This window comes from Streptomyces rhizosphaerihabitans (assembly GCF_025399795.1).
In the GTDB taxonomy this organism is placed as follows: Bacteria; Actinomycetota; Actinomycetes; order Streptomycetales; family Streptomycetaceae; genus Streptomyces; species Streptomyces rhizosphaerihabitans.
Genome location: NZ_JAODTZ010000010.1, coordinates 80,057 through 100,553 on the forward strand (window position 1 = coordinate 80,057; position 20,497 = coordinate 100,553).

Annotated in this window: 21 protein-coding genes and 1 pseudogene; 11 read left to right on the top strand and 11 right to left on the bottom strand. The window is 70.5% G+C overall.

Annotated elements, in window-relative coordinates; all coding sequences use genetic code 11:
• Entirely contained in the window at positions 1 to 1,059 is a 1,059-nt protein-coding gene (locus N4G66_RS12730; protein WP_261704160.1) for a hypothetical protein, read from the bottom strand.
• Positions 1,060 to 1,173: 114 nt separating this feature from the next.
• A complete protein-coding gene (locus N4G66_RS12735; RefSeq protein WP_261704161.1) occupies positions 1,174 to 2,205 on the bottom strand; it encodes a DUF2076 domain-containing protein in 1,032 nt (343 codons plus the stop codon).
• 152 nt (positions 2,206 to 2,357) lie between these two features.
• Here N4G66_RS12735 and N4G66_RS12740 point away from each other — a divergent pair, with 152 nt between their 5' ends.
• Positions 2,358 to 2,810: a DUF4442 domain-containing protein gene (locus N4G66_RS12740; RefSeq protein ID WP_261704162.1), complete on the top strand. Its 453-nt coding sequence runs from the start codon at positions 2,358 to 2,360 to the stop codon at positions 2,808 to 2,810.
• Between the two features lie 212 nt (positions 2,811 to 3,022).
• Here N4G66_RS12740 and N4G66_RS12745 read toward each other — a convergent pair whose 3' ends face one another.
• Together N4G66_RS12745 and N4G66_RS12750 are read right to left on the bottom strand one after the other, a co-directional pair.
• Complete coding sequence (locus N4G66_RS12745; protein WP_261704163.1) at positions 3,023 to 3,856, bottom strand: PIG-L family deacetylase; 834 nt, start codon at positions 3,854 to 3,856, stop codon at positions 3,023 to 3,025.
• A gap of 483 nt (positions 3,857 to 4,339) precedes the next feature.
• On the bottom strand, positions 4,340 to 4,786 hold the full coding sequence (locus tag N4G66_RS12750) for a DUF1772 domain-containing protein (RefSeq protein ID WP_261704164.1): 447 nt from the start codon (positions 4,784 to 4,786) through the stop codon (positions 4,340 to 4,342).
• A 91-nt stretch (positions 4,787 to 4,877) separates the two neighbouring features.
• Between N4G66_RS12750 and N4G66_RS12755 the strand changes: the two genes are divergently transcribed.
• Positions 4,878 to 5,456: a TetR/AcrR family transcriptional regulator gene (locus N4G66_RS12755; protein ID WP_261704165.1), complete on the top strand. Its 579-nt coding sequence runs from the start codon at positions 4,878 to 4,880 to the stop codon at positions 5,454 to 5,456.
• 88 nt (positions 5,457 to 5,544) lie between these two features.
• Here the strand turns inward: N4G66_RS12755 and N4G66_RS12760 are convergent, their stop codons facing one another.
• Positions 5,545 to 5,949: a PaaI family thioesterase gene (locus tag N4G66_RS12760; protein WP_261704166.1), complete on the bottom strand. Its 405-nt coding sequence runs from the start codon at positions 5,947 to 5,949 to the stop codon at positions 5,545 to 5,547.
• A gap of 263 nt (positions 5,950 to 6,212) precedes the next feature.
• Here N4G66_RS12760 and N4G66_RS12765 point away from each other — a divergent pair, with 263 nt between their 5' ends.
• From N4G66_RS12765 to N4G66_RS12780, 4 genes are all read left to right on the top strand, one after another.
• Positions 6,213 to 8,075: a LamG-like jellyroll fold domain-containing protein gene (locus N4G66_RS12765; protein WP_261704167.1), complete on the top strand. Its 1,863-nt coding sequence runs from the start codon at positions 6,213 to 6,215 to the stop codon at positions 8,073 to 8,075.
• 308 nt (positions 8,076 to 8,383) lie between these two features.
• Positions 8,384 to 8,698 (top strand): hypothetical protein, encoded by a 315-nt coding sequence (locus N4G66_RS12770; RefSeq protein WP_261704168.1) that lies wholly within the window; start codon positions 8,384 to 8,386, stop codon positions 8,696 to 8,698.
• A gap of 113 nt (positions 8,699 to 8,811) precedes the next feature.
• Entirely contained in the window at positions 8,812 to 9,909 is a 1,098-nt protein-coding gene (locus tag N4G66_RS12775) for an NAD-dependent epimerase/dehydratase family protein (RefSeq protein WP_261704169.1), read from the top strand.
• A gap of 210 nt (positions 9,910 to 10,119) precedes the next feature.
• Positions 10,120 to 10,770: a DedA family protein gene (locus N4G66_RS12780; protein ID WP_261704170.1), complete on the top strand. Its 651-nt coding sequence runs from the start codon at positions 10,120 to 10,122 to the stop codon at positions 10,768 to 10,770.
• Positions 10,771 to 10,807: 37 nt separating this feature from the next.
• Here the strand turns inward: N4G66_RS12780 and N4G66_RS12785 are convergent, their stop codons facing one another.
• Entirely contained in the window at positions 10,808 to 11,338 is a 531-nt protein-coding gene (locus N4G66_RS12785; protein WP_261704171.1) for a gamma carbonic anhydrase family protein, read from the bottom strand.
• Positions 11,339 to 11,477: 139 nt separating this feature from the next.
• Here N4G66_RS12785 and N4G66_RS12790 point away from each other — a divergent pair, with 139 nt between their 5' ends.
• Positions 11,478 to 12,296, top strand: coding sequence for an acyltransferase (locus N4G66_RS12790; protein WP_261704172.1), 819 nt, complete (start codon positions 11,478 to 11,480; stop codon positions 12,294 to 12,296).
• Between the two features lie 331 nt (positions 12,297 to 12,627).
• On the opposite strand, the gene N4G66_RS12795 is transcribed toward N4G66_RS12790, so the two are convergent.
• Positions 12,628 to 13,485: a DMT family transporter gene (locus N4G66_RS12795; protein WP_261704173.1), complete on the bottom strand. Its 858-nt coding sequence runs from the start codon at positions 13,483 to 13,485 to the stop codon at positions 12,628 to 12,630.
• Positions 13,486 to 13,578: 93 nt separating this feature from the next.
• Here N4G66_RS12795 and N4G66_RS12800 point away from each other — a divergent pair, with 93 nt between their 5' ends.
• Complete coding sequence (locus N4G66_RS12800; protein ID WP_261704174.1) at positions 13,579 to 14,151, top strand: helix-turn-helix domain-containing protein; 573 nt, start codon at positions 13,579 to 13,581, stop codon at positions 14,149 to 14,151.
• Between the two features lie 255 nt (positions 14,152 to 14,406).
• Positions 14,407 to 14,964, top strand: a complete 558-nt coding sequence (locus N4G66_RS12805) for a YbaK/EbsC family protein (RefSeq protein ID WP_261704175.1) — start codon at positions 14,407 to 14,409, stop codon at positions 14,962 to 14,964.
• A 103-nt stretch (positions 14,965 to 15,067) separates the two neighbouring features.
• On the opposite strand, the gene N4G66_RS12810 is transcribed toward N4G66_RS12805, so the two are convergent.
• Positions 15,068 to 16,396 carry a cation diffusion facilitator family transporter gene (locus N4G66_RS12810; protein ID WP_391858806.1) on the bottom strand — a complete coding sequence of 443 codons (1,329 nt, stop codon included), beginning with the start codon at positions 16,394 to 16,396 and terminating at the stop codon, positions 15,068 to 15,070.
• Positions 16,397 to 16,455: 59 nt separating this feature from the next.
• On the opposite strand from N4G66_RS12810, the gene N4G66_RS12815 reads away from it, so the two are divergent.
• Positions 16,456 to 16,815 carry an ArsR/SmtB family transcription factor gene (locus N4G66_RS12815; protein WP_261704176.1) on the top strand — a complete coding sequence of 120 codons (360 nt, stop codon included), beginning with the start codon at positions 16,456 to 16,458 and terminating at the stop codon, positions 16,813 to 16,815.
• Positions 16,816 to 16,930: 115 nt separating this feature from the next.
• On the opposite strand, the gene ppk2 is transcribed toward N4G66_RS12815, so the two are convergent.
• From ppk2 to N4G66_RS12830, 3 genes and pseudogenes are all read right to left on the bottom strand, one after another.
• Positions 16,931 to 17,869, bottom strand: coding sequence for a polyphosphate kinase 2 (gene ppk2, locus N4G66_RS12820; protein WP_261704177.1), 939 nt, complete (start codon positions 17,867 to 17,869; stop codon positions 16,931 to 16,933).
• Positions 17,870 to 17,925: 56 nt separating this feature from the next.
• Positions 17,926 to 18,159, bottom strand: a complete 234-nt coding sequence (locus N4G66_RS12825) for a hypothetical protein (RefSeq protein WP_261704178.1) — start codon at positions 18,157 to 18,159, stop codon at positions 17,926 to 17,928.
• Positions 18,160 to 18,178: 19 nt separating this feature from the next.
• Positions 18,179 to 19,332: pseudogene (locus N4G66_RS12830) on the bottom strand (anion permease).
• A 180-nt stretch (positions 19,333 to 19,512) separates the two neighbouring features.
• On the opposite strand from N4G66_RS12830, the gene N4G66_RS12835 reads away from it, so the two are divergent.
• Positions 19,513 to 20,448, top strand: coding sequence for an alpha/beta fold hydrolase (locus N4G66_RS12835; protein WP_261704295.1), 936 nt, complete (start codon positions 19,513 to 19,515; stop codon positions 20,446 to 20,448).
• Positions 20,449 to 20,497 lie beyond the last annotated feature (49 nt).

A 20,497-nucleotide genomic window follows, 5' to 3' on the forward strand; every position in this document is an offset into this window, starting at 1 on the left:
TCAGGAACCTGTCGGGTCGCCGTGCAGCCGTACCGTGCTGAGGATCTTCTGCACGGTCGCGTTCGGGATCTCCTCCGAGACGCCCTTGGCGCCATAGAGCGTCCAGGACACGAAGTCGCCCGCCGAGTTCTTGAAGGCGAACGTGATCGCCTTGCCGTCGGAGTCGCACTTGTCCTTCTTGGCGACGCCCGAGGAGTACGTCGTCGCGACGCTGCCCTTGACTCCCGAAGCCGTGGTGTACGCCTGGGGCTTGCCGATCTTCAGCAGCTTCTTCGAGGCGTCCTTCTGGTCCGTGTAGCCGCCGAAGACCCACCACGCGGAATCATTGCGCGCCACGTCGTCGGTGTTCTTCGCACCGCTCTGGCCCTTGGTGCCTGCGGCGGCCAGTGCCGAGTCGCTCGTGTTGCCGTCCTTGTCGTCGTCCGACGTGCACCACTTCTCCTTGAGGAACGCGGGCGCGGACATGCCGATGAGTACGGAGCCGTCGCCCTTCTTGTCGTCCTCGAAGCCGATGAAGGTGCCGGGCGTCTTGACATCCCAGTCCGCCGGTACGTCGAAGGCGGTGCCCCACTTGGGGTTCACGACCACCTTCCAGCCGGCGATCGTCGCCTTCTCCTCGTCGCCGCCGCGCGGGTTGCCGTCGCTCCCGCTCGCGCTCGCGCTCGGCGACGTGGCGGCCGACGCCTTCGGGGACTTGGACGTGTCGGCGCCCGCCTTGTCGTCCTTGCCGCCACCGCCCAGGACGAGGAATCCGGTGACTCCGGCGGCGATCACGACCACCGAGGCCGCGACGATCGCGGTGATCTTCGTCTTGTTGCCGCCACCGCCACCGCCACCGCCACCGCCGCCGGGTGCCTGGGGCGCGCCGAGGGGGTCCGACGGGGCTCCCCACTGAGGCTGTCCCGGCTGCGGTCCGTACGGGCCCGGCTGCTGCGGATACCCCGGCTGCTGGTATCCGGGCTGCTGGTACGGATTCGGCTGCTGGTACCCCGGCTGCTGGTACGGGTTCTGGTCCTGCGGGTTCTGCTCGCCCCCGGGCGGCTGCTGTCCTGGCCACATGGCCGGTAACGATAGAGGGGCTTGTGACCCGAGTGCCATGGCGGTCCCCGAAACGACCGTGCCGCCAGGCCACTTGTCCCATTGATCCCGGCTCGGGACTCCGTCCGATCCGATTCAGGATCCCGTCGGGTCGCCGTGCAGACGTACGGTGCTCAGGATCTTCAGGATGGTCGCGTCGGGGATCTCGTCCTTCACGCCGGTGGCTCCGTAAAGGTTCCACGCCACGTAGTCGCCCACCGAGTTCTTGAACCCGAACGTGATGGCCTTGCCGTCGCTCGCGCACTTGCCCTTCCGGGGAGTGTTCTTGGACCTGGCCCAGGCGATGCTGCCCGTGACGCCCGATTTCGTGGTGTACGGCTTGGCCTTCTCGTCGAAGGTGAGGCTCTTCTTGTCCGGCTGGGTGTAGCCGCCGAACACCCACCAGGGGACCTGGTTCACGGCGACCTCGTCGGTGCTCTTCGCTCCGCTCGCGCCCTTGGTGCCCGCGGCGCCGAGCGCGGTGTCCTCCGTACGGCCGTCCCTGTCGTCGTCGGACGAACACCACTTGGACTTGAAGTACGCGGGCGCCGACATCACGATCAGCGGTTTGTCGTCGGCTTTCGCGTTGTCCTTCTCGAATCCGATCGAGGTGCCCGGCGAGGCCACCTCCCAGTTCGCGGGGACGTCGAAGGCCGTTCCCCACTTGGGATTGACGACGACCTTCCAGCCGGCGACCGTCGGCTGCTCGCCCGCACCGCCGCGCGGGTCGCCGTCGGAGGGCGACCCGCTCGGGTCCTTCGGGGCGCTCGTCGTGGGGTTCGCGTCCTTGCCGCTGTCGCCGCCGTCGGCCTTGTCGTCCTTGCTCCCGCCGAGCAGGAGCGCGCCCGTCACCCCGGCGGCCACGACCACGGCGCCGGCCGCCACGATCGCGATCACCTTCGTCCGGTTGCCGTTCCCGCGCGGCGGCTCGGGCGCGCCCGCGGGAGCCGGTGCGCCCCACTGAGGCTGTCCTGGCTGCGGTCCGTACGGGCCCGGCTGCTGCGGATACCCGGGCTGCTGGTATCCGGGCTGCTGATAGGGGTTCGGCTGCTGGTACCCCGGCTGCTGGTACGGGTTCTGGTCCTGCGGGTTCTGCTCGCCTCCGGGCGGCTGCTGTCCTGGCCACATGGGCAGTCACGTTAGTGGCGTCTGTGAAACGTTTCTGTCACCGCGTTTCGTCAGGCCTGTACCGGAGTGCGTCTCCGCCTGTACCGCTGATCGACTTCGGCGTCAGGCGTCCGGGCTGGTCAAGAATTGCTACCCATGGGTAACATCGCGGTATGAGCGCAGACCAGATGACGATCGGCGAGATGCTCGCCGCGACCGTGCCGATGGCCCGGACCTTGAACCTCGATTTCGTGGAGACCACTCCGGAGAAGGCCGTCGTGGCTCTCCCGGACCAGGGCGACTTCCACAACCACGTCGGCGGACCGCACGCCGGGGCCATGTTCACGCTGGGGGAGTCGGCGAGTGGGGCGATCGTTCTCGCCGCCTTCGGGGACCAGCTCTCCCGCGCCGTACCGCTCGCGGTCAGCGCCGAGATCGCGTACAAGAAGCTCGCGATGGGCCCCGTCACGGCCACCGCGACGCTCGGACGGCCCGCTGCCGACGTCGTCGCCGAACTCGACGCCGGTCAGCGCCCCGAGTTCCCCGTCGCCATCGCCATCCAGCGAGCTGACGGCGCCGTGACCGGCGAGATGACCGTGATCTGGACGCTCCGCCCGAACGGTTAGGAACACGCTGTATGAATGCGGCTCCCTGGCCGGTCAGGCAGGCCGCCAGGGAGATCTCGTCGCGACCGGGTGGCTCGGCGACTCGAAGAACGTTGACTGCACCTGCGTCTTCGGCGTCGCTGTCGACCGCGTTCCCCCACCCGGATTGCCGTACCTCGCCCGGTCGTTGTCGTGCGGTCGACGAGCCTTCCCCGGCCGGTCGGACGGGCGGATCAGCGCAGGCCGGCGAAGAGATCGCTCTCGGGTACGGCCGCGCCGGTGGCGTCCTGGACACGTACGAAGGTCTCGATGCCCATCAACTCGCCGAACCTTTCCTTGCCCATCTTGAGGAAGAAGATGTTCTCGCCCTGACTGGCGTGTGCGGCCAACGCGTCGAACTTCTGACCGCTGAACGCGGTGGTGTCCACCCACGTGGTGATCTCATCGTCGGGGAGGCCGATCTCGGCCATCGCGGCGGCCTCGGCAGGATCCGGCTCCGGCATGTCCTCATGAAACTCGCGCATGATCTCGCCGAACCGCTGCATCATCGAGCGGGGCATCGTGGTCCAGTACACCTTCGGTGTCAGCGCGGTCATCTCCAGCGCCGCCATCGTGATGCGGTGGGCCTGGATGTGGTCGGGGTGGCCGTAGAAGCCGTTCTCGTCGTAGGTGACGACCACATCAGGCCGATAGTGCCGCATGAGTTCCGCGAGTCGGGCCGCGCCTTCCTGCACGGGGGTCCGCCAGAAGGATCCGGGGGCGTCGTTGCTCGGCCAGCCCGTCATCCCGGAGTCGGCGTAGTCCAGCGTCTCCAGATCGCTGACCTTCAGGACGTCACGGCTCGCCTCAAGTTCTTGACGGCGCATCAAGGCGACCGCCGCCGGATCGTGCCCGGGATCGCCCGGCTTGACACCCTCCGGTCCGTCACCGCAACCGCCGTCGGTACACGTCACGAGAACCGTGCGGATGCCTTCCGCCGCGTACCGCGCGAGGACCCCTCCGGTTCCGGTGGCCTCGTCGTCGGGGTGGGCGTGTACTGCCATGAGCGTCAAGGGCCGGTCGGTCATGAAACAGTCCTCCTGCAGAAATACGTCTTGGTCCGAGTGCGCGGCGGGCGTACCGCGACCGTGGGGCCCGGATCCTGCTGGAGCGGACGACCTTGTGGTCTCCGTGTTCCCCGCCCGTGCGGCGCCGGTCCCTCGGTCGGTGCAACCGTGCCGGCCGGACCGCCTGTTCCCGGAGCGGCCGCTCGGCCTTCCAGGCATCGGCGTTTCGACGCGAACGAGATGCAGGCGCGGCCTGCTGTCCTGTCGTAGCGCATCTGTCAGATAGCCAGCCGTTGGCCTGCTGGGATGCCAGGTCGTTCGAGGAGGCGGACGCCCGGGGTTCTCGAACGACCTGGCTTTCGCCGAAGTCGCGATCTCGATAGAGGCAGAACCTCCGGTGGAGGGGGTCCTGGGTTGCTGGGGCGGTGTGGATCCGTGCGAATCGTCGGCTACCGCCCGCGGAGTGGAGGAGTGCCGTCACCTGCGCGGTCTCGGCCCGCGGGCTCAGGCGAGGGCGGCGACGAGCAGGGTGAAGGCGGCGATGATGACGGCGACGCGGACGTAGTGGAAGCGTTCCCAGCGGCGCAACTGCTGCTTCCAGTCGGCGGGCCGGTTGTCAGGGGTCCACGTCTTGTTCAGGTTGTTGATCGGGACGAGCAGCAGGATCGACATGACCACGCTGAGCATCAGCAGCGCGCCGGCGGTGACGACGAGGCCGGTGCCGTGGTGGTGCCATCCGGCGATGGCCCAGACCACGACGAGGACGAGCGAGCCGATGTACCAGACCGGCATCACGGCGCCGAGCATCCGGCCCCCGTGGGCATGGCCGAGTTGGCCGCTGTCCTCGGGGAGTGCGTTGAGGATCGGGTTCATGACGAAGGCGACAGAGAACTCCACCCCCACCATCAGGCCGACGATCACGGTGGTGACGACCTCGAGTGCATCGAGCATGATGACCCCTCCTGGGATATAGCGCCGCTAGGTGATGAGGCAACGCTAGTCCTGCTGCCGCTCCGTTGTCTAGCGATGCTAGGATCGAATCATGTCGGTACAGGAACGCAAGCAGCGCGAACGGGCGGAGCGCGAGCGCCTCATCGTGGCGACGGCCCGCGAACTCGCCGAGCGGCAGGGCTGGGACGCGGTCACCACCCGCCGGCTCGCCGAGCGCATCGAGTACAGCCAGCCCGTCCTCTACAGTCACTTCCGCGGCAAACGGGAGATCATCGGCGCCGTCGCCCTCGAGGGCGCTGCCGAGCTGGCCGCGGCGGTGCGGGCCGCGACCTCCACCGTGGACGGCCCGCGTGAGCGGGTCACCGCCCTCGCCCTCGCCTACCTCGACTTCGCCGAACGCAATCCGGCGGTCTACGACGCCATCTTCCAGCTCGACGGCGGTCTGGCGTTCGCACACGAGGACACCCCGGAGCCCTTGAAGGACGCCTTCGCCGCGCTGCTGGAGAGCCTGGGCGAGGTCGCCGGGGACGGTGTCCACCCGGGGCTGTTCACCGAGGTGTTCTGGGCGTCCCTGCACGGCCTTGCGACCCTGACCCGGGCCGGACGGCTGCTGCCGGAGGACGCCGCGCCGAGGGTGGAGCTGCTGGTGGACCGGCTCGCCATGGCCTGACACGCTGTCCGAACGGACGGGCAGCCGGGGTCTTCCGGCCCGGCTGCCGGCCTACGGCATCGCTTCTGGTCACTCGCCCCGGCCCCGGTCAGCGGCGCGGTGCCCGTACGCTCACCGTCTGGGTGACCCGGGTGCAGAGCTGTTGCCGGTCGTCCTCGATGTCGCACTCCACGACCGCCGTGTCGCGTCCGACCCGCAGCACGCGGGCCTTCGCGTACGCGGCACCCTCGCGAACGGGCCGCAGGAAATGGGTGGTGGAGGTGGTGGTGGCGGGAACGGCGCCCGCGGGGCCGTTCAGCGCGGCGCACACCGCCGAGGCGACGTCGGCCAGGCCCATCAGCGCGCCACCGTGCAACCCGCCGCCCACGGTGGACAGTTCGGGCACGAAGTCGAGTTCGGCATCCACTCCCTCTGCCGACAGGGCGGTGAAGCGTACGCCCAGCGTCCTGGCGTAGGGGGCCATGGCGTATATGTCTTCGGCGGTGACGGTCACAGCGAGCTCCTTGTGGGAGACGTGGGGCGGAAGTTGGTGATCCGTTCTATCAACTCCTGTGAAGGCAAGGGGAGTTCCAGCAGCGGAGAGCGTGAATGTGATTCTGTCCTTCGCCCCGGAACCGGGGCCGCGCGCCCCGGGTCACCCCGCCGGGCGCCAATCGTGCGGCGAACACAATGCGTCGTTCAGCTGACTGCCACTGCCCGGCCACAGCCGGTCAGCACCGTGCCTCTTGACCCCAATCTCGTTCACCTGGAGGGCACATGAGCACGGCAGGACAGCAGAACGGGCCGGACAGACGGGCTCTGCTGCGTGCCGCGGTCGCCGTACCGGCGGCCGGCGCGGCGGCAGTGGCGTTCGAGGAGGCCCCGGCGCGGGCCGCCACCACCGGCCGGGGAGGCCGGTTCGACACCGAGAGCCCGCGCTTCGCGCTGGCCGTCCTTCCCGACACGCAGTACCTCTTCGACGCCGACAGCGCGGACCCGGCCCCGCTGCGCGAGACCTTCCGCTACCTCGTGGCGGAGCGGGCCGAGGCGAACATCGCCTTCATGACGTACCTCGGCGACGTCACCGAACACGGCACCGAGGACGAGATCGGACGCGCCGCCGACACCTTCCGCACCCTCCACGGCAAGGTCCCCTACAGCGTCCTGGCGGGCAACCACGACATCCCGTCCTCGACGGACGACCAGCGGGGCGACACGGCCTATCTCGCGGCGTTCGGCCCCGACCGCTACGCCTCCATGCCCACCTTCCGCGGCGCCTCTCCCGACGGCTACAACAGCTACCACGTGCTCCGCGCGGGCGGCCGGGAGTGGCTGGTGCTCGCCCTGGACTGGAGGGTGTCGGCCAAGGGACTGCGCTGGGCACAGGGCGTGCTGGACGCCCACCCCACGCTTCCCGCCGTGCTCACCACGCACGACATCGCATGGGCGGACGACGACGGCGCGGCCCGGCTCTCGGACAACGGCAAACGCCTGTGGGACGGTCTCGTCCGGGGCAACGACCAGATCTTCCTCGCCCTGGGCGGCCACTACTGGCCGTCTGGGCGCACGGTCCTGTCCAACGACGCCGACAACGATGTCCACGTTCACATCACCAACTATCAGGACCGCTACTACGGCGGTGCCGGGATGATCCGCACCTACTCCTTCGACCTGGTCCGGGGCGTCATCGACGTCGAGACGTTCGCGCCGTGGTTCCTCGCCCGGGACCCCGAGAGGCGGACGCCGCTGGAAGCCGAGACCATCGAACTGACCGGCCCTGTCGACCGGTTCAGCCTGCGTATCGACTTCGACGAGCGCTTCGAGGGCTTCGCGCCCGTCGTCCCGACGAAGCCGCGTCCCGCCTCCGCCGTGATGCCGCACGGCACGGTGGCGTACTGGCGTTTCGACGGCTCCGGGACGGCGCCGGGCGCACCCGTCGCGGACGGCACGGTCGTACCGGACCTCACGGGCCACGGGAACGACCTGACCGTGAGCCGGCTGCACGCGAGCGGCCCGGGCGTCCTCACCTGGTCGCCGGACCACCATCCCGGTCAACCCGCCCGTGCCAGCCTCCACTTCGACGGCGGCAAGAGCCCGGACCGCGGCGCCGTCCTGACGACGAGCGCCCAAGCCGCCCTGAACAGCGCGAAGTTCACCCGGGGCTACACCATCGAGACGTTCATCCGGCTGCCCGACCCCTTCGAGGGCGACCACGCCTGGATGGGCATCCTGAGCTGGGAGGGCCGCAACGGCGACGCGGGCAAGACGACCGGCTGGTCCCCGCTGGAGCCCACCTGCAGCCTCAACCTGTCGCCGGAGCGTTTCCTGCAGTTCGTCGTCTATCCGGCACGGCAGGACGCCGACCCGACTTCCTGGAGCCATGTCCTCCCCGTGGGCCGCTGGACCCATGTCGCCGTCGTCAACGACGGCCGCCGCACCGTGCTGTACGTCGACGGCTCGAGGATCGCCCGGAATCCGACGCAGCCGTCCACCGGGATCGCGACGCTCGGCAAGCCCTTCGTCATCGGTGCCACCCAGTTCGACGAGGGCTTCGGGCAGGGTTTCTACGGCTGGATCGGCGACACCCGCATCGTCGACCACGCCCTGTCCGTACGGGACTTCCTCACGCCCTTCGCCTAGGCATCGGCCCCTGATCGCGACCTCTCGTCAAGGCGCCCGGCCGGTCCGGCAGTTCGCGCCGGACCGGCCGGGCGCCCGGGGGAGTGCCCGTAGGCAGGAGGAGCGCACCGGCACCCTCTCGCGAGAGTCCGGGGACGTGAGCCGGGTCAGTACTTGAGCTTGAGGAGGATGCGGGCCGGCTCTTCCAGCCCGGCCGGCTCCAGCTTCTCCGTCAGGGCGGGTGCCAGGGCCTCGCGGCGGGCCCGGTCAGCACGCTCGAAGAGGTCCCGGCCCTCCTCGGCGATGGTCGCCTCGGCGTCGCGGTCAGCGTGATCGAGCCCGGCGCGGTGGCCACCGAGTTCGTCGCCAACGTCCGCGCCGACCGCGGCATCGAGGCCCTCGTCGCCGGGACGGGTGTCTACCAGCCGGTGATCGGCACCTGTCTGGAGCGCACCGCGAAGTCGTTCTCCACGGCCCAGGGCGCCCGCGAGTGCGCGCAGGCCGTCGTCGTCGCACTGACGGCCGACGAGCCCGGGTTCCGCTACCGGAGCTCCGAGTGGGCAGCGGGTTTCACGGGCATCGAACTCGCCGACGCGGACGGCTCGGCCGTGCAGGACCTCACCACGTCCTGGCTGGCGGAGTGAGCACCTGTTCCCTTCCGGCCGTTCATGCCCGACCCTGATCTGCGGGCGGTGCGCACGCACCGCCCGCAGATCGCGGCGATGCGTGCCGGGAACCGGGAACGAGGGGTGCGGGCATGGGCGTACGCGGGCGGACGGCTGCCCTGGTGACCGGCGGCAGCGGGTTCGTCGGGAGTCATCTGGTGAGGCGGCTGCTGGAGCGGGGCTACCGGGTCCACACCACCGTACGAGGGACCGCGGACGCGGCGAAGGTGCGGCCGCTCCGGGAGATGCAGGAGGCTTTTCCCGGCAGGCTGGCTCTGTTCGAGGCGGATCTGCTGGCCGAGGGGTCCTTCGACGCGGCGATGAGCGGCTGTGGCGTGGTCTTCCATGTGGCGTCGCCGTTCCTGATGCCGGAGAGGATCAAGGACGGCCGCCGGGACATGGTCGACCCGGCCCTGCTCGGCACGCGCAATGTGCTGGCGGGAGTGGAACGGACACCGACGGTCGAGAAGCTCGTCCTCACCTCCACCGTCGGCGCGATCTTCGGCGACTACATCGACGTCCGCAGCATGGACGGCGGCGTCCTGTCGGAGAAGTACTTCAACACCACCAGTACGGTCGAGAACAACCCGTACCACTACGCGAAGACGCTCGCGGAGCGCGCGGCCTGGACGGCGGAGGCGGCCCAGGACCGCTGGCGCCTGGTGTCCGTCAACCCCGGCCTGATCCTCGGCCCGTCCCTCACCCCCGCATCGGAATCCGGCAGCCTGTTCCTGCTGGACGAACTCTTCAAGGGCTACTTCTTCTACGGCGCCCCCGATTTCAGCTTCACCACGGCGGACGTCCGCGAGGTCGCCGACGCGCACATCGCGGCGGCGGAGCGCAGCGGCGCCAAGGGCCGCTACATCGTCGCGGCCGAGACCATGACGTCCTTCCACGACATGGCGCGCGTCATCCGCGGCCGGTATCCCCGCGCCCTCCGGCTGCCCCGCACCGCGCTCCCGCACTGGCCGGTCCGCATCCTCGGTCCGGCGTTCGGACTGACCCAGGACTACATCCGCAAACACCTCGGCATCCGGTTCCGGGTGGACAACAGCCGGAGCGTGCGGGAACTGGGGATCACCTACCGCCCGGTCGAGGAGACCCTCCTCGACCACTACGAGACCTGGCGGAACCGGCGCGGGACGGCCGCGGGAAAGCCGACGCGTGCCGATGGAGCGGCGGGGTCCTGATCACGGATTTTCCCCGGCGCGCGCATGCCACCAGGGGCCGGAACCGCAGCGCGGACGCCCCCCGCTCCCGGCGTGACAAGCCGCACGTCCGGGCCGCCCTTCAGGACGACCAGGTAGGCTTCCCGGCGAGCGCTCCGGGGAAGCGCACCCCGGTGATCATGCGAAACGCGGTCGCCCGGGTTACGTACACCGAAACGGGAGGAACCGGCGTTGCACGTCCAGGACTGGCTCGAGACGGTGCCCGCGGTCAGTATCTACGCGCTCGTGGCCCTGGTCATCGGCTTGGAGAGCCTGGGTATCCCGCTGCCCGGAGAGATCGTCCTGGTCTCGGCGGCGCTGCTCTCCTCGCAGCACGGCGGCATCAACCCGGTAGTCCTCGGCGCGTGCGCCAGCCTCGGGGCGATCGTCGGCGACTCCATCGGATACGCCATCGGCCGCAAGGGCGGACGTCCGCTGCTCGCGTGGCTCGGCGCGAAGTTCCCCAGACACTTCGGCGAAGCCCATGTCGCCACGGCCGAGCGTTCCTTCCAGAAGTGGGGCATGTGGGCCGTCTTCTTCGGCCGCTTCATCGCCCTGCTGCGGATCTTCGCGGGCCCGCTCGCCGGTGTGCTGCGGATGCCGTACTGGAAGTTCCTGATCGCCAACGTCCTCGGTGGCATCATCTGGGCCGGCGGCACCACCGCGGTCATCTACTACGTCGGTGTCGTCGCAGAGTCCTGGCTGAAGCGCTTCTCGTGGCTCGGCCTGGTCGCCGCGGTGCTCATCGGTGTCGCCTCCATGCTGATCGTCCGCCGCAAGGCGAAGAAGGCGGCCACCGAGCACGGTGCGGCGGAGCCGGAGCCCGTCCCCGCCGCGGAGTAGAACCCGCCCCCGCCCCCGCCGCCGCCGACGAGAGCGGCTACTCGTGGATCTCGCGGTGCGCCTTCGCCAGCTCCACGTAGAAGACGCCGTTCAGCGAGAGCCCCTCGCGCTCTTCGTCGGTCAGCGGACGCTTGACCTTGGCGGGGACACCCGCGACGAGTGAGCCGGGCGGGACCTGCATCCCCTGGGGCACCAGCGCCTGCGCGGCCACCAGCGATCCGGCCCCGATCACGGCCCCGTTGAGCACCGTGGCGCCCATGCCGATCAGACAGTCGTCCTCCACGGTGGCGCCGTGCACCACGGCGTTGTGGCCGATCGAGACCCGCTCCCCGACGGTGAGGGGGAAACCGGGGTCCACATGCAGAGTGCAGTTGTCCTGCACATTGCTGTCGGCGCCGATGACGATCGGGCCGCAGTCGGCGCGCAGTACCGCGCCGTACCAGACACTCGCGCCCGCGTTCAGCCGGACGTCTCCGATGAGCACGGAGGTGGGCGCCACGAACGCCTCCTGGTCCACCTGCGGGGCCTTGCCGCCGATTCCCCTGATCAGCGCCTGCTGTGTCGTCACCGTGTCACCGTCTCGTCGTCTCGTGGTCCGGTCCCTCTGAGTACACCGGCACCGTATGTCATCCGCCGTGCGCCCCGGTGGGGCGAAGATCACAGCCGTGCGGCCGCATCGGCATGGCCACTCTGAGTACCGTGAACGGGTGTCCAGGAGCAAGAACACGTTCTCATCATGGCGGCGACGCCTCGCGCAGCGCGCCGTCCACGCGGGCTGGGCCTGGGTGCAGCGCGCGGGTGCGGTCTCGGCCGAGCACCCGGGACGGTTCCGCTTCGGTGCCATGGGGGAGAACACCAGACTGGCCTTCCCGCTGGGCACGGTCTTCGGCGAACGCTGGATCCACCTCGGCTCGTACTGCATCGTCGCCGAGCAGGTCACGCTGACGGCGGGCCTGATGCCCGATCTCGACCTCGGTCCCGACCCGATCCTGCGCATCGGGGACGGCGTCGTCCTCGGCCGCGGCAGCCATGTCATCGCCGACACGACGGTCACGATCGGCAGCGACTGCTACTTCGGGCCCTATGTGTATGTCACGTCGACCAACCACTCGTACGACGATCCGCACGAGCCCATCGGCAAGCAGTGGCCGCGGATGGAGCCCGTGGAGATCGGGCCCGGCTGCTGGATCGGGACCGGTGCGGTGATCCTTCCCGGTGCGCGGATCGGACGCAACGTCGTGGTCGCCGCCGGTGCGGTGGTACGCGGTTCGGTGCCGGACCACTCCGTCGTCGCGGGCGCCCCCGCGCGGGTCGTCCGACGCTGGGACCCCGTGGACGGATGGCAGCCGCCGCTGCGCACACCGCCGCCGGTGCCGATTCCCGACGGGGTGACCCCGGAGCAGTTGCTGGCGCTGTCGGAACTGGACGAGGAGACGGTCGCGCGGCTCGCGGAGCTGGACCTCGACGCGCGGGACGCCGCCGAGGACGTACACGCGCAGTCGGGTGACATCCGCGCCGAGTCCTGAACGGGACGGACCCGGTCCGTCGATCGGGGGCGGACGGTTCGTTGCGCGGAGGTGGGCCGGTCCCTCGTGCAGGGCGGACGGGTTGTCGGCGCGGGCGTGGGCAGGTGCCTCGTGCAGGGGGACCGTCCGTCGTGCGGGGTGGGGCGGGGCCGTCGGCTGGGGTGGGCCGGCTTCTCGACCGGGTGGACGGTCCGGTGGTCCGGTGTGGTGGGTCCGTCGTTCGGGTGGGCCGGTTTCCAGGCCGGGCGGGCGGTCCGGTGTCCCGGTGTGGGCCGGGTCCTCGACCGGGTGGACGGTCCGGTGTGGGCCGGGTCCGTCGGCCGGAGCCGGTTCAGCCGGTCGCCAGCAGCACCGTGCCGACCAGCGCCAGCGCCGCTCCGGCGGCCTGCACCGCGCGCAGCCGCTCCCTGAGGACACCGCGCGCGGCCAGGGCGGTGACCACCGGGTAGAGCGAGGCGAGAACGGCGGCGACGGTGACCGGGCCGTGCTGGGCGGCGACCGAGTACGTACCGTTGGCTGCGACGTCGGCGAGACCGACGAAGGCGAACGCGGGCAGCGAGACCCAGGGGAAGCCGCCCTGGGCAAGGGCGGGCGAGCCGCGTCGAACGGAGACGGCCAGGGCGGCGCCACCGGTGACGACATTGGTCACGCGCTGCACGAACAGTGCCAGGAAGAGTCCGGTGACCGACGACGACGCCTCCGCGATCAGCGCGAACACCGTGCCGAAACCGGCGGCCGCGATCAGCGTCAGGAGGATCGCCTGCCGCTGCACGGCCGCGCCCCGCAGCTGGGGCCCGCCCGCGAGGACGACACCCGCCACGGCGACCGCGATGCCCGCGATCTGCAGCAGGCCCGGACGCTCCCCGAGGAACAGGCCGACGCCGATGGGGACGGCCACGGCCAGCGATCCGAGCGGGGAGACCACGCCCATCGGACCGAGCGCGAGCGCCTTGTAGAAGGAGAGCAGAGCGACCGGGCCCACCAGCCCCGCGGCGACCGCGAACCACAGCTGCGGCCCCGCCGCGCTCCAGCCGCCGGTGGCCAGCACGATCGCGCCGAGGACGACCGCCGCGATCGACTGGGAGGCGACGACCACCGTGAGAGCGGGCGTGCGCCGGGTCAGCAGACCTCCGCCGAAGTCGGCCAGGCCCCACAGGAGGCTGGTGGCCAGGGCGAAGAGTGCTGTCACGGGGTGCCTCGCAGTACAGTTCGGTGGACGATCAGGTGCACCACACGATAGTTCATCTGATTGAACTCTGTCATTCACAATATTGGACGGAATGTGTCGGATCTCGACCTGCTGACTCAATCCCTGGCGCGCAATGTGAAGCGCTGGCGCACCGAGCGCGGCTTCACCCTGGAGGCGCTCGCCGCTCGCGCCGGCGTCAGCCGCGGCATGCTCATCCAGATCGAGCAGGCCAGGACCAATCCCAGCCTGGGTACCGTCGTCAAGATCGGCGACGCGCTCGGCGTCAGCATCACCAGCCTCCTCGACTACGAGCAGGGGCCCAAGGTCCGGATCGTCCCCGCCGACCAGGCCGTACGGCTGTGGCACACCGAAGCGGGCAGCTACAACCGGCTGCTGGCCGGCACCGAGGCACCCGGCCCGCTGGAGATGTGGGACTGGCGGCTCATGCCCGGCGAAGGCAGTCCCTCCGACCCGCACCCGACCGGCACCGTCGAACTCGTGCACGTCATCGAGGGCGACATGACCCTCACCGTCGACGGCGTCGAGTATCTGGTCCCCGAGGGGGCGAGCGTGTCGTTCGAGGCCAACACCCCGCACACGTACGCCAACAGGGGCGAGGTCCCGGTCGAGATGGTCATGGCCGTGTCGGTCCCGCTCGTGCACTGAAGTCCCTGATGGGCCCGTCCCTGTTCGCGAACTGAAGTCCCCGGTGGGCCGGTCTCGACTCGTGCGCTGAAGTCCCTGGCGGGGCCGTCCCGATTCGTGTCGTGCGCTGAAGTCCTGGGCGGGACCGTCCCGATTCGTGAACCGAAGCTCCGCCGGGCCGTTCCGAATCGTGTGCCGACGGCCTTCGGCGGGTCGATTCGGCCGTGCGTCGACGGCTCCCGTCGGGCGGGTCCGCACGGCTGTTAGCGTGCCGTCATGCGCGCACCCATCGGACACTTCGACCACGCCGTCCCCGCCCCCGACTGCCTGGACGAACTCACCCGTCCCGTCGCCGACGCCGTGCGCGTCTGGCGTGGCGGCACCGCCGCCGAGCAGATCGTCTACGTCGACACGAACCCCGAGTGGGCCGACACCGCCACCTTCGTCGAGCACTACGGCAAGGACCTGCTCGACCGGTCCGCCAACTGCGTGGTGGTCGCGGGCAGGCGTGGCAGCGAGACCACGCTCGCCGCCTGCCTCGTCCTGTCCACCGCCCGCGTCGACGTCAACGGTGCCGTACGACGTCAACTGGGCGCCCGGAAGGCCTCGTTCGCTCCGATGGACACCGCGACCGGCGAGACCGGCATGGAGTACGGCGGCATCACGCCCGTCGGACTCCCGGGCGACTGGCCGGTGTTGATCGACTCGGCCGTCGTCGAGTTGCCGTACGTCCTCGTGGGCAGTGGCCGCCGACGCGGCAAACTCCTGGTACCGGGCAGGGCGTTCGCGGAACTGCCGAACGCGGTGGTGATGGAGGGTCTGGGCGTCGCCTGACGGTCCACGCCGGTCGTGAACCGTCCGTCCTCGACGGGATCCGCCCTCCTCGACGGGCCGGTGTCCGATGGGGATCCGTTCCTGCCGGGGGTCGGTGGCCTGCTCAGGCGGCGGCGTGATGCGCGAGCGTCCGATGCGGATCCGCCTCGCCGGGTGCGGGTGCCGGATCGGCGTGGACCAGGGCGGCGGTCAGCTTCGGGACGGCGTGCAGCAGGGCGTGTTCGGCCTCCACGGCGATGTCGTGGGCCCGGCGCACGGTCGCCTCGCCGTCCACCACGACCGCCACTTCCGCGCGCAGCCGGTGCCCGATCCAGCGCATCCGCAGTTCGCCCACGTCGCGCACCCCCGCGACCTCCCGCAGCGCGCGCTCGGCGCGGTCCACCAACTCCGGCTCCACGGCGTCCATCACGCGCCGGAAGACCTCCCTGGCGGCATCGCGCAGCACCAGCAGGATCGCGGCGGTGATCGTCAACCCCACCAGCGGGTCGGCGAGTTGCCATCCGAGGGCCGCGCCGCCCGCGCCCACCAGCACCGCGAGTGAGGTGAACCCGTCGGTACGGGCGTGGAGTCCGTCCGCTACCAGCGCGGCGGAGCCGATCTCACGCCCTACGCGAATGCGGTGCCGGGCGACCCACTCGTTGCCGGCGAAGCCGACGAGCGCGGCGACCGCGACCGCGGGGAGGTGCCGCACAGGGTGCGGATCGAGCAGCCGGCCGACCGCCGCCCAGGCCGCGAAGGCGGCGGACGCGGCGATCGTCAGCACGATCACGATGCCCGCCAGGTCCTCCGCCCGCCCGTAGCCGTAGGTGAAGCGCCGGGTCGCCGCACGGCGGCCCAGCACGAAGGCGACCCCGAGCGGCAGGGCCGTCAGCGCGTCGGCCGCGTTGTGCACGGTGTCGCCGAGCAGCGCGACCGACCCCGACAGCACGACAACGGCCGCCTGTGCCAGGGCCGTTGTACCGAGGACCGCCAGGGAGACCCACAGCGCCCGCATGCCCCGGGCCGACGATTCCAGCGCGGAGTCGAGCTTGTCGGCCGTTTCGTGGGAGTGGGGGGTGAGGAGATGACGCAGCCGGCTCCCGAGGCCGCGCGGATGAGTGTGACCCCGAGGACGGGAACGGGGGTGAGGGTGAGGGTGCGGCCGACCGGGGGAGTGGGCGTGAGGGTGCGCTTGAGTGTGGCCGTGCCCGTGCGTGTGCCCGGTTTCGTGACTGTGTTGTCCCGGGCCGTTGGTGTCCTCGTGCCCACGGTCCTGACCGTGGCTGTCTCCGTGCCTCTGACCCGGCCCGTCGGCTCCCTCGTGCCCGTTTTCGTGGCTGTGGCCCCGCCCGTCGGCGTCCTCGGAACCATGGTTGCCGTTGCCGTTGCCGTTGCGATTGCCGTTGGTGTCCTCGTGGTGATGGCCGTGGTCGTGGTCGTGCCGGTCGTTCACGTACGTCCCCTTCCGTGCGGGAGTGGACGCGCGGGTGTCCACGACGCCATTATGTGCGTATGAGCGCACGCATGCACCTATCACCTGCGCACGATGCGCACCCGCGCACCCCCGGCGAGGAACAGTTCGCGCTCGCCGCCGAACTCCTCGCCCTCCTCGGTGATCGCACCCGCCTCGCGCTGCTGCACGCCCTGACCGGCGGCGAGGCCGATGTCACGACGCTGACCGAGGTGTGCGGGGCGGCCCGTCCGGCCGTCAGTCAGCACCTGGCCCGGCTCCGTCTCGCCGGGCTCGTGAACACGAGGAAGGAAGGGCGCAGGGTGATCTACTCGCTCGGGGACGGGCATCTGCGCCGGGTGGTCGACGAGGCGCTGAGCCTGGCCGACCACCGGCTGTCCGACCGTCCGGCGCACGACTGAGGCCACCGTGCGGGGGCTCCGGGCGTGTGCTGGAGCCGATGTGCGGGCGAGCCCGCGACACCTGGGGGCGACATACGGTCGAGCCCGCGTGCACCCGGGGTGGCATGCGGTCGAGTCAGTGCCCCGGGCGACGCTGCCAGCCCGCGGCCACGCGGTCGCCCGTGGGCGCCGCGTCGTCCTCGCTCTCCTCGCCCTCTTCCAGCAGGTTCGCCGCCGCGCCCACGATGCTCGGGTCGGGGCTGCCGACGACCTCCTCGTCCTTGTCGGCGTAGGCGAAGCGGGCCAGGACGCTGCGCATGGCCTCGACGCGGGCCCGCTTCTTGTCGTTGCTCTTCACCACCGTCCAGGGCGCCTGCTCGGTGTCCGTCTCGCGGAACATGGCGACCTTGGCCGCCGTGTAGTCGTCCCAGAGGTCCAGCGAGGCCAGGTCCATGGGGCTCAGTTTCCACTGTCGTACCGGGTCGACCTGACGGATCGTGAAGCGGGTGCGCTGCTCACTCTGGGAGACCGAGAACCAGAACTTGATCAGGTCCACGCCGTCGTCGACGAGCATCCGCTCGAAGGCGGGCGCCTGCCGCATGAAACGCCGGTACTCGTCGTCCGTGCAGAAGCCCATCACCCGCTCCACACCCGCGCGGTTGTACCAGGACCGGTCGAACATCACGATCTCGCCCGCGGTCGGCAGATGCTCCACGTACCGCTGGAAGTACCACTGCCCGCGCTCCCGCTCGGTCGGCTTCTCCAGCGCCACCACACGGGCACCGCGCGGGTTGAGATGCTCGGTGAACCGCTTGATCGTGCCGCCCTTGCCGGCCGCGTCGCGCCCCTCGAAGACGACGACGAGCCGACGTCCGGTCACCTTGATCCAGCTCTGCAGCTTCAGCAGCTCGATCTGCTGGAGCCGCTTGTGCCACTCGTACTCCTTGCGCTCCATGCGCTGCTCGTACGGGTAGTTCTCCCGCCAGGTGTCCACCGGGCTGCCGTCCGGCCTGATCAGTACGGGGTCGTCGTGGTCGGAGTAGTCCACCCGCATACCTGCCAGCAGTTCCGTCATCCGGCCCTCCTTTTCCCGTGCTCCGATTGTCCGTCGATCGGCTTGTTTCCGCCGTTTCAGTGGAATTGCGGCACGATCAGATAGATGCCGTACGCCACCACGGCCGCGCAGCCGAGGAAGCAGAGCGTGGCCTGGGCGAACCCCAGGGCGTCGCCGCCGGTGGCGTCGTCCCGCGCGGCCTCGACGCGGGCGAGGCCCAGCACGCCGAGGGCGAAGACGACGACCGCTGCCACGGTGACTCCGACGCTCACCGCGGCGACCTCGCCGAGTGCGGTCCAGTCGAGATGCATCTTCGGAACCCTCCTTCGCTCAGGCGGCCGTGCCGACGCCGGCCGGCGTCGCGGTACGGACGGTGACCTCGTGGTGGTCGTTGACGTTCGAGGCGTGCACCGGGTTGCGGCGCGAGGCGGCGACGATGAACGAGGCGACAGCCACCGCGACGAGCGCGATCACCACGGTGCCGAAGGTCCCGCCGTGCTTCACCACGCTCGCCGACACCCCGCCGACCAGCGCGGCGGCCGGCAGCGTGACCAGCCAGGCGACCGCCATACGGCCCGCGGTTCCCCAGCGCACCTCGGCCAGTTTCCTGCCCAGTCCCGCGCCGAGGATGCCGCCCGAACAGACCTGCGTGGTGGAGAGCGCGAACCCCAGGTGGGCGGAGGCGAGAATCACCGTCGTGGAGGCCGCTTCGGCCGCGAAGCCCTGCGGTGACCTGATGTCGGTGAGCCCCTTGCCCATGGTTCGGATGATCCGTCGGCCGCCCAGGTAGGTGCCGAGCCCTATGGCGAGCCCCGCCGAGGCGATGACCCACACCGGCGGACCCGCGTCATGGCCGAGCGCGCCCGCCGAGATCAGCGTCAGCGTGATGACGCCCATCGTCTTCTGCGCGTCGTTCGTGCCGTGCGCCGGCGACACCAGGGAGGCCGAGGCGATCTGTCCGAGCCGGAAACCCCTGGTCACCGACTTCTCGCGGGCGCGGGCGGTGATCCGGTACGCGAGGTAGGTGGCCAGCAGCGCGGCGACACCCGCCACGATCGGCGAGGCCACCGCCGGGATGAGGATCTTCTCGGCCGCCTTGTCGAAGTGCACGCCCTGCTCGCCGGCGCCGACCCACACCGCGCCGATGAGTCCGCCGAACAGGGCGTGCGAAGAACTGGAGGGAAGTCCGAGCAGCCAGGTCAGCAGGTTCCACAGAATCGCCCCGACCAGGCCCGCGAAGATCATGCCCGGAGTGACGAGCGTGTCGTCGACGATCCGCCGGAGATCGTCTTGGCGACCTCGGTGGACAGGAACGCACCGCCCACGTTCAGAACACCGCTGATGAGGACCGCTGTTCGCGGTTTGAGGGCCCCGGTCGCGATGGACGTGGCCATCGCGTTCGCCGTGTCGTGGAATCCGTTGGTGAAATCGAAGGCCAGAGCCGTGACGATGACGACCGCCACGAGGAACGTGATGTGGTCCATCTCCCGATGGAAGCAATCGGAGGCGTACGGCGGGAGAACCGGAGAAGAAGGCGACGCGTGCCCGAGTCGAGCTGAACACATGTTTACGGTCGTATCGGGCAACCTTCCGACGGAGTACGTCACTTGATGATCCGTCAAATCGCTTGCTCTCGCGGTGCCGTGCGGATGACGATGTCGATCGTGCCGGTCTTCACCGCCCCCGACGGAACCCGACTCGCCCATCACACAAGGGGCGAGGGCGAACCGCTGCTCTGCCTGCCGGGCGGACCGATGCGTGCCTCCGCCTACCTCGGAGACCTCGGCGGACTGACGAGGCACCGCCGGCTGTGCGTGCTCGATCTACGGGGCACCGGCGACTCGGCGCTCCCGGCCGATCCGGCGACGTATCGCTGCGACCGGCAGGTCGACGACGTCGAGGCGTTCCGCGCGCACCTCGGACCCGACCGGGTCGATCTGCTCGCCCACTCGGCGGGCGGCGACCTCGCGCTCCTCTACGCCGTCCGCCACCCGCGGCGCGTTCGCACCCTCACGCTGGTCACCGGACGGGCACGGGCCCTCGGCGTCGACTTCACCGCGGAGCACCGTGCGGAGGGTGCGGCGCGGCGCACGGCGGAACCGTGGTTCGAGAGCGCGCACGAGGCGTACGGGCGGATCTGGGCCGGAACGGCGACCGATGCCGACCTGGACGCGGCCACCCCGTTCTTCTACGGCCGTTGGGACGCGACGGCGCGGGCGCATGCCGCGACCGAGGTCGAGCAGACCAACGAGGAGGCCGCCGATCGCTACGCGGCTCCCGGCGCCTTCCGGCCCGCCGCGGCCCGCGCGGTCGCGGCCGGCTGGGACGCGCGCGTGCTGCTCGTCGCGGGCGAGCTGGACAGCGGACCGCTGCCGCGTGTCGCCGCCGCCGTCGCGGACCTGTTCCCCAGCGCCGAACTGGCCGTCCTGCCGGGCTGCGGACATTTCCCGTGGCTCGACGCCCCCGAGGCCTTCCGCGAGACCGTCGCGGGCTTCCTCGACCGGGCGGACCGGGAAGACGACCGGAAGGACGATCGGAGGGACGACCCGGAGGATGTCCGGCCGTCCGGCCGGGACGATGACCGGCGGGTCGGCCGGTAGAGCGATTGGCGGGGCAAGCGGCGGCTTCGACGGTTCGGGCCGGTCGCCG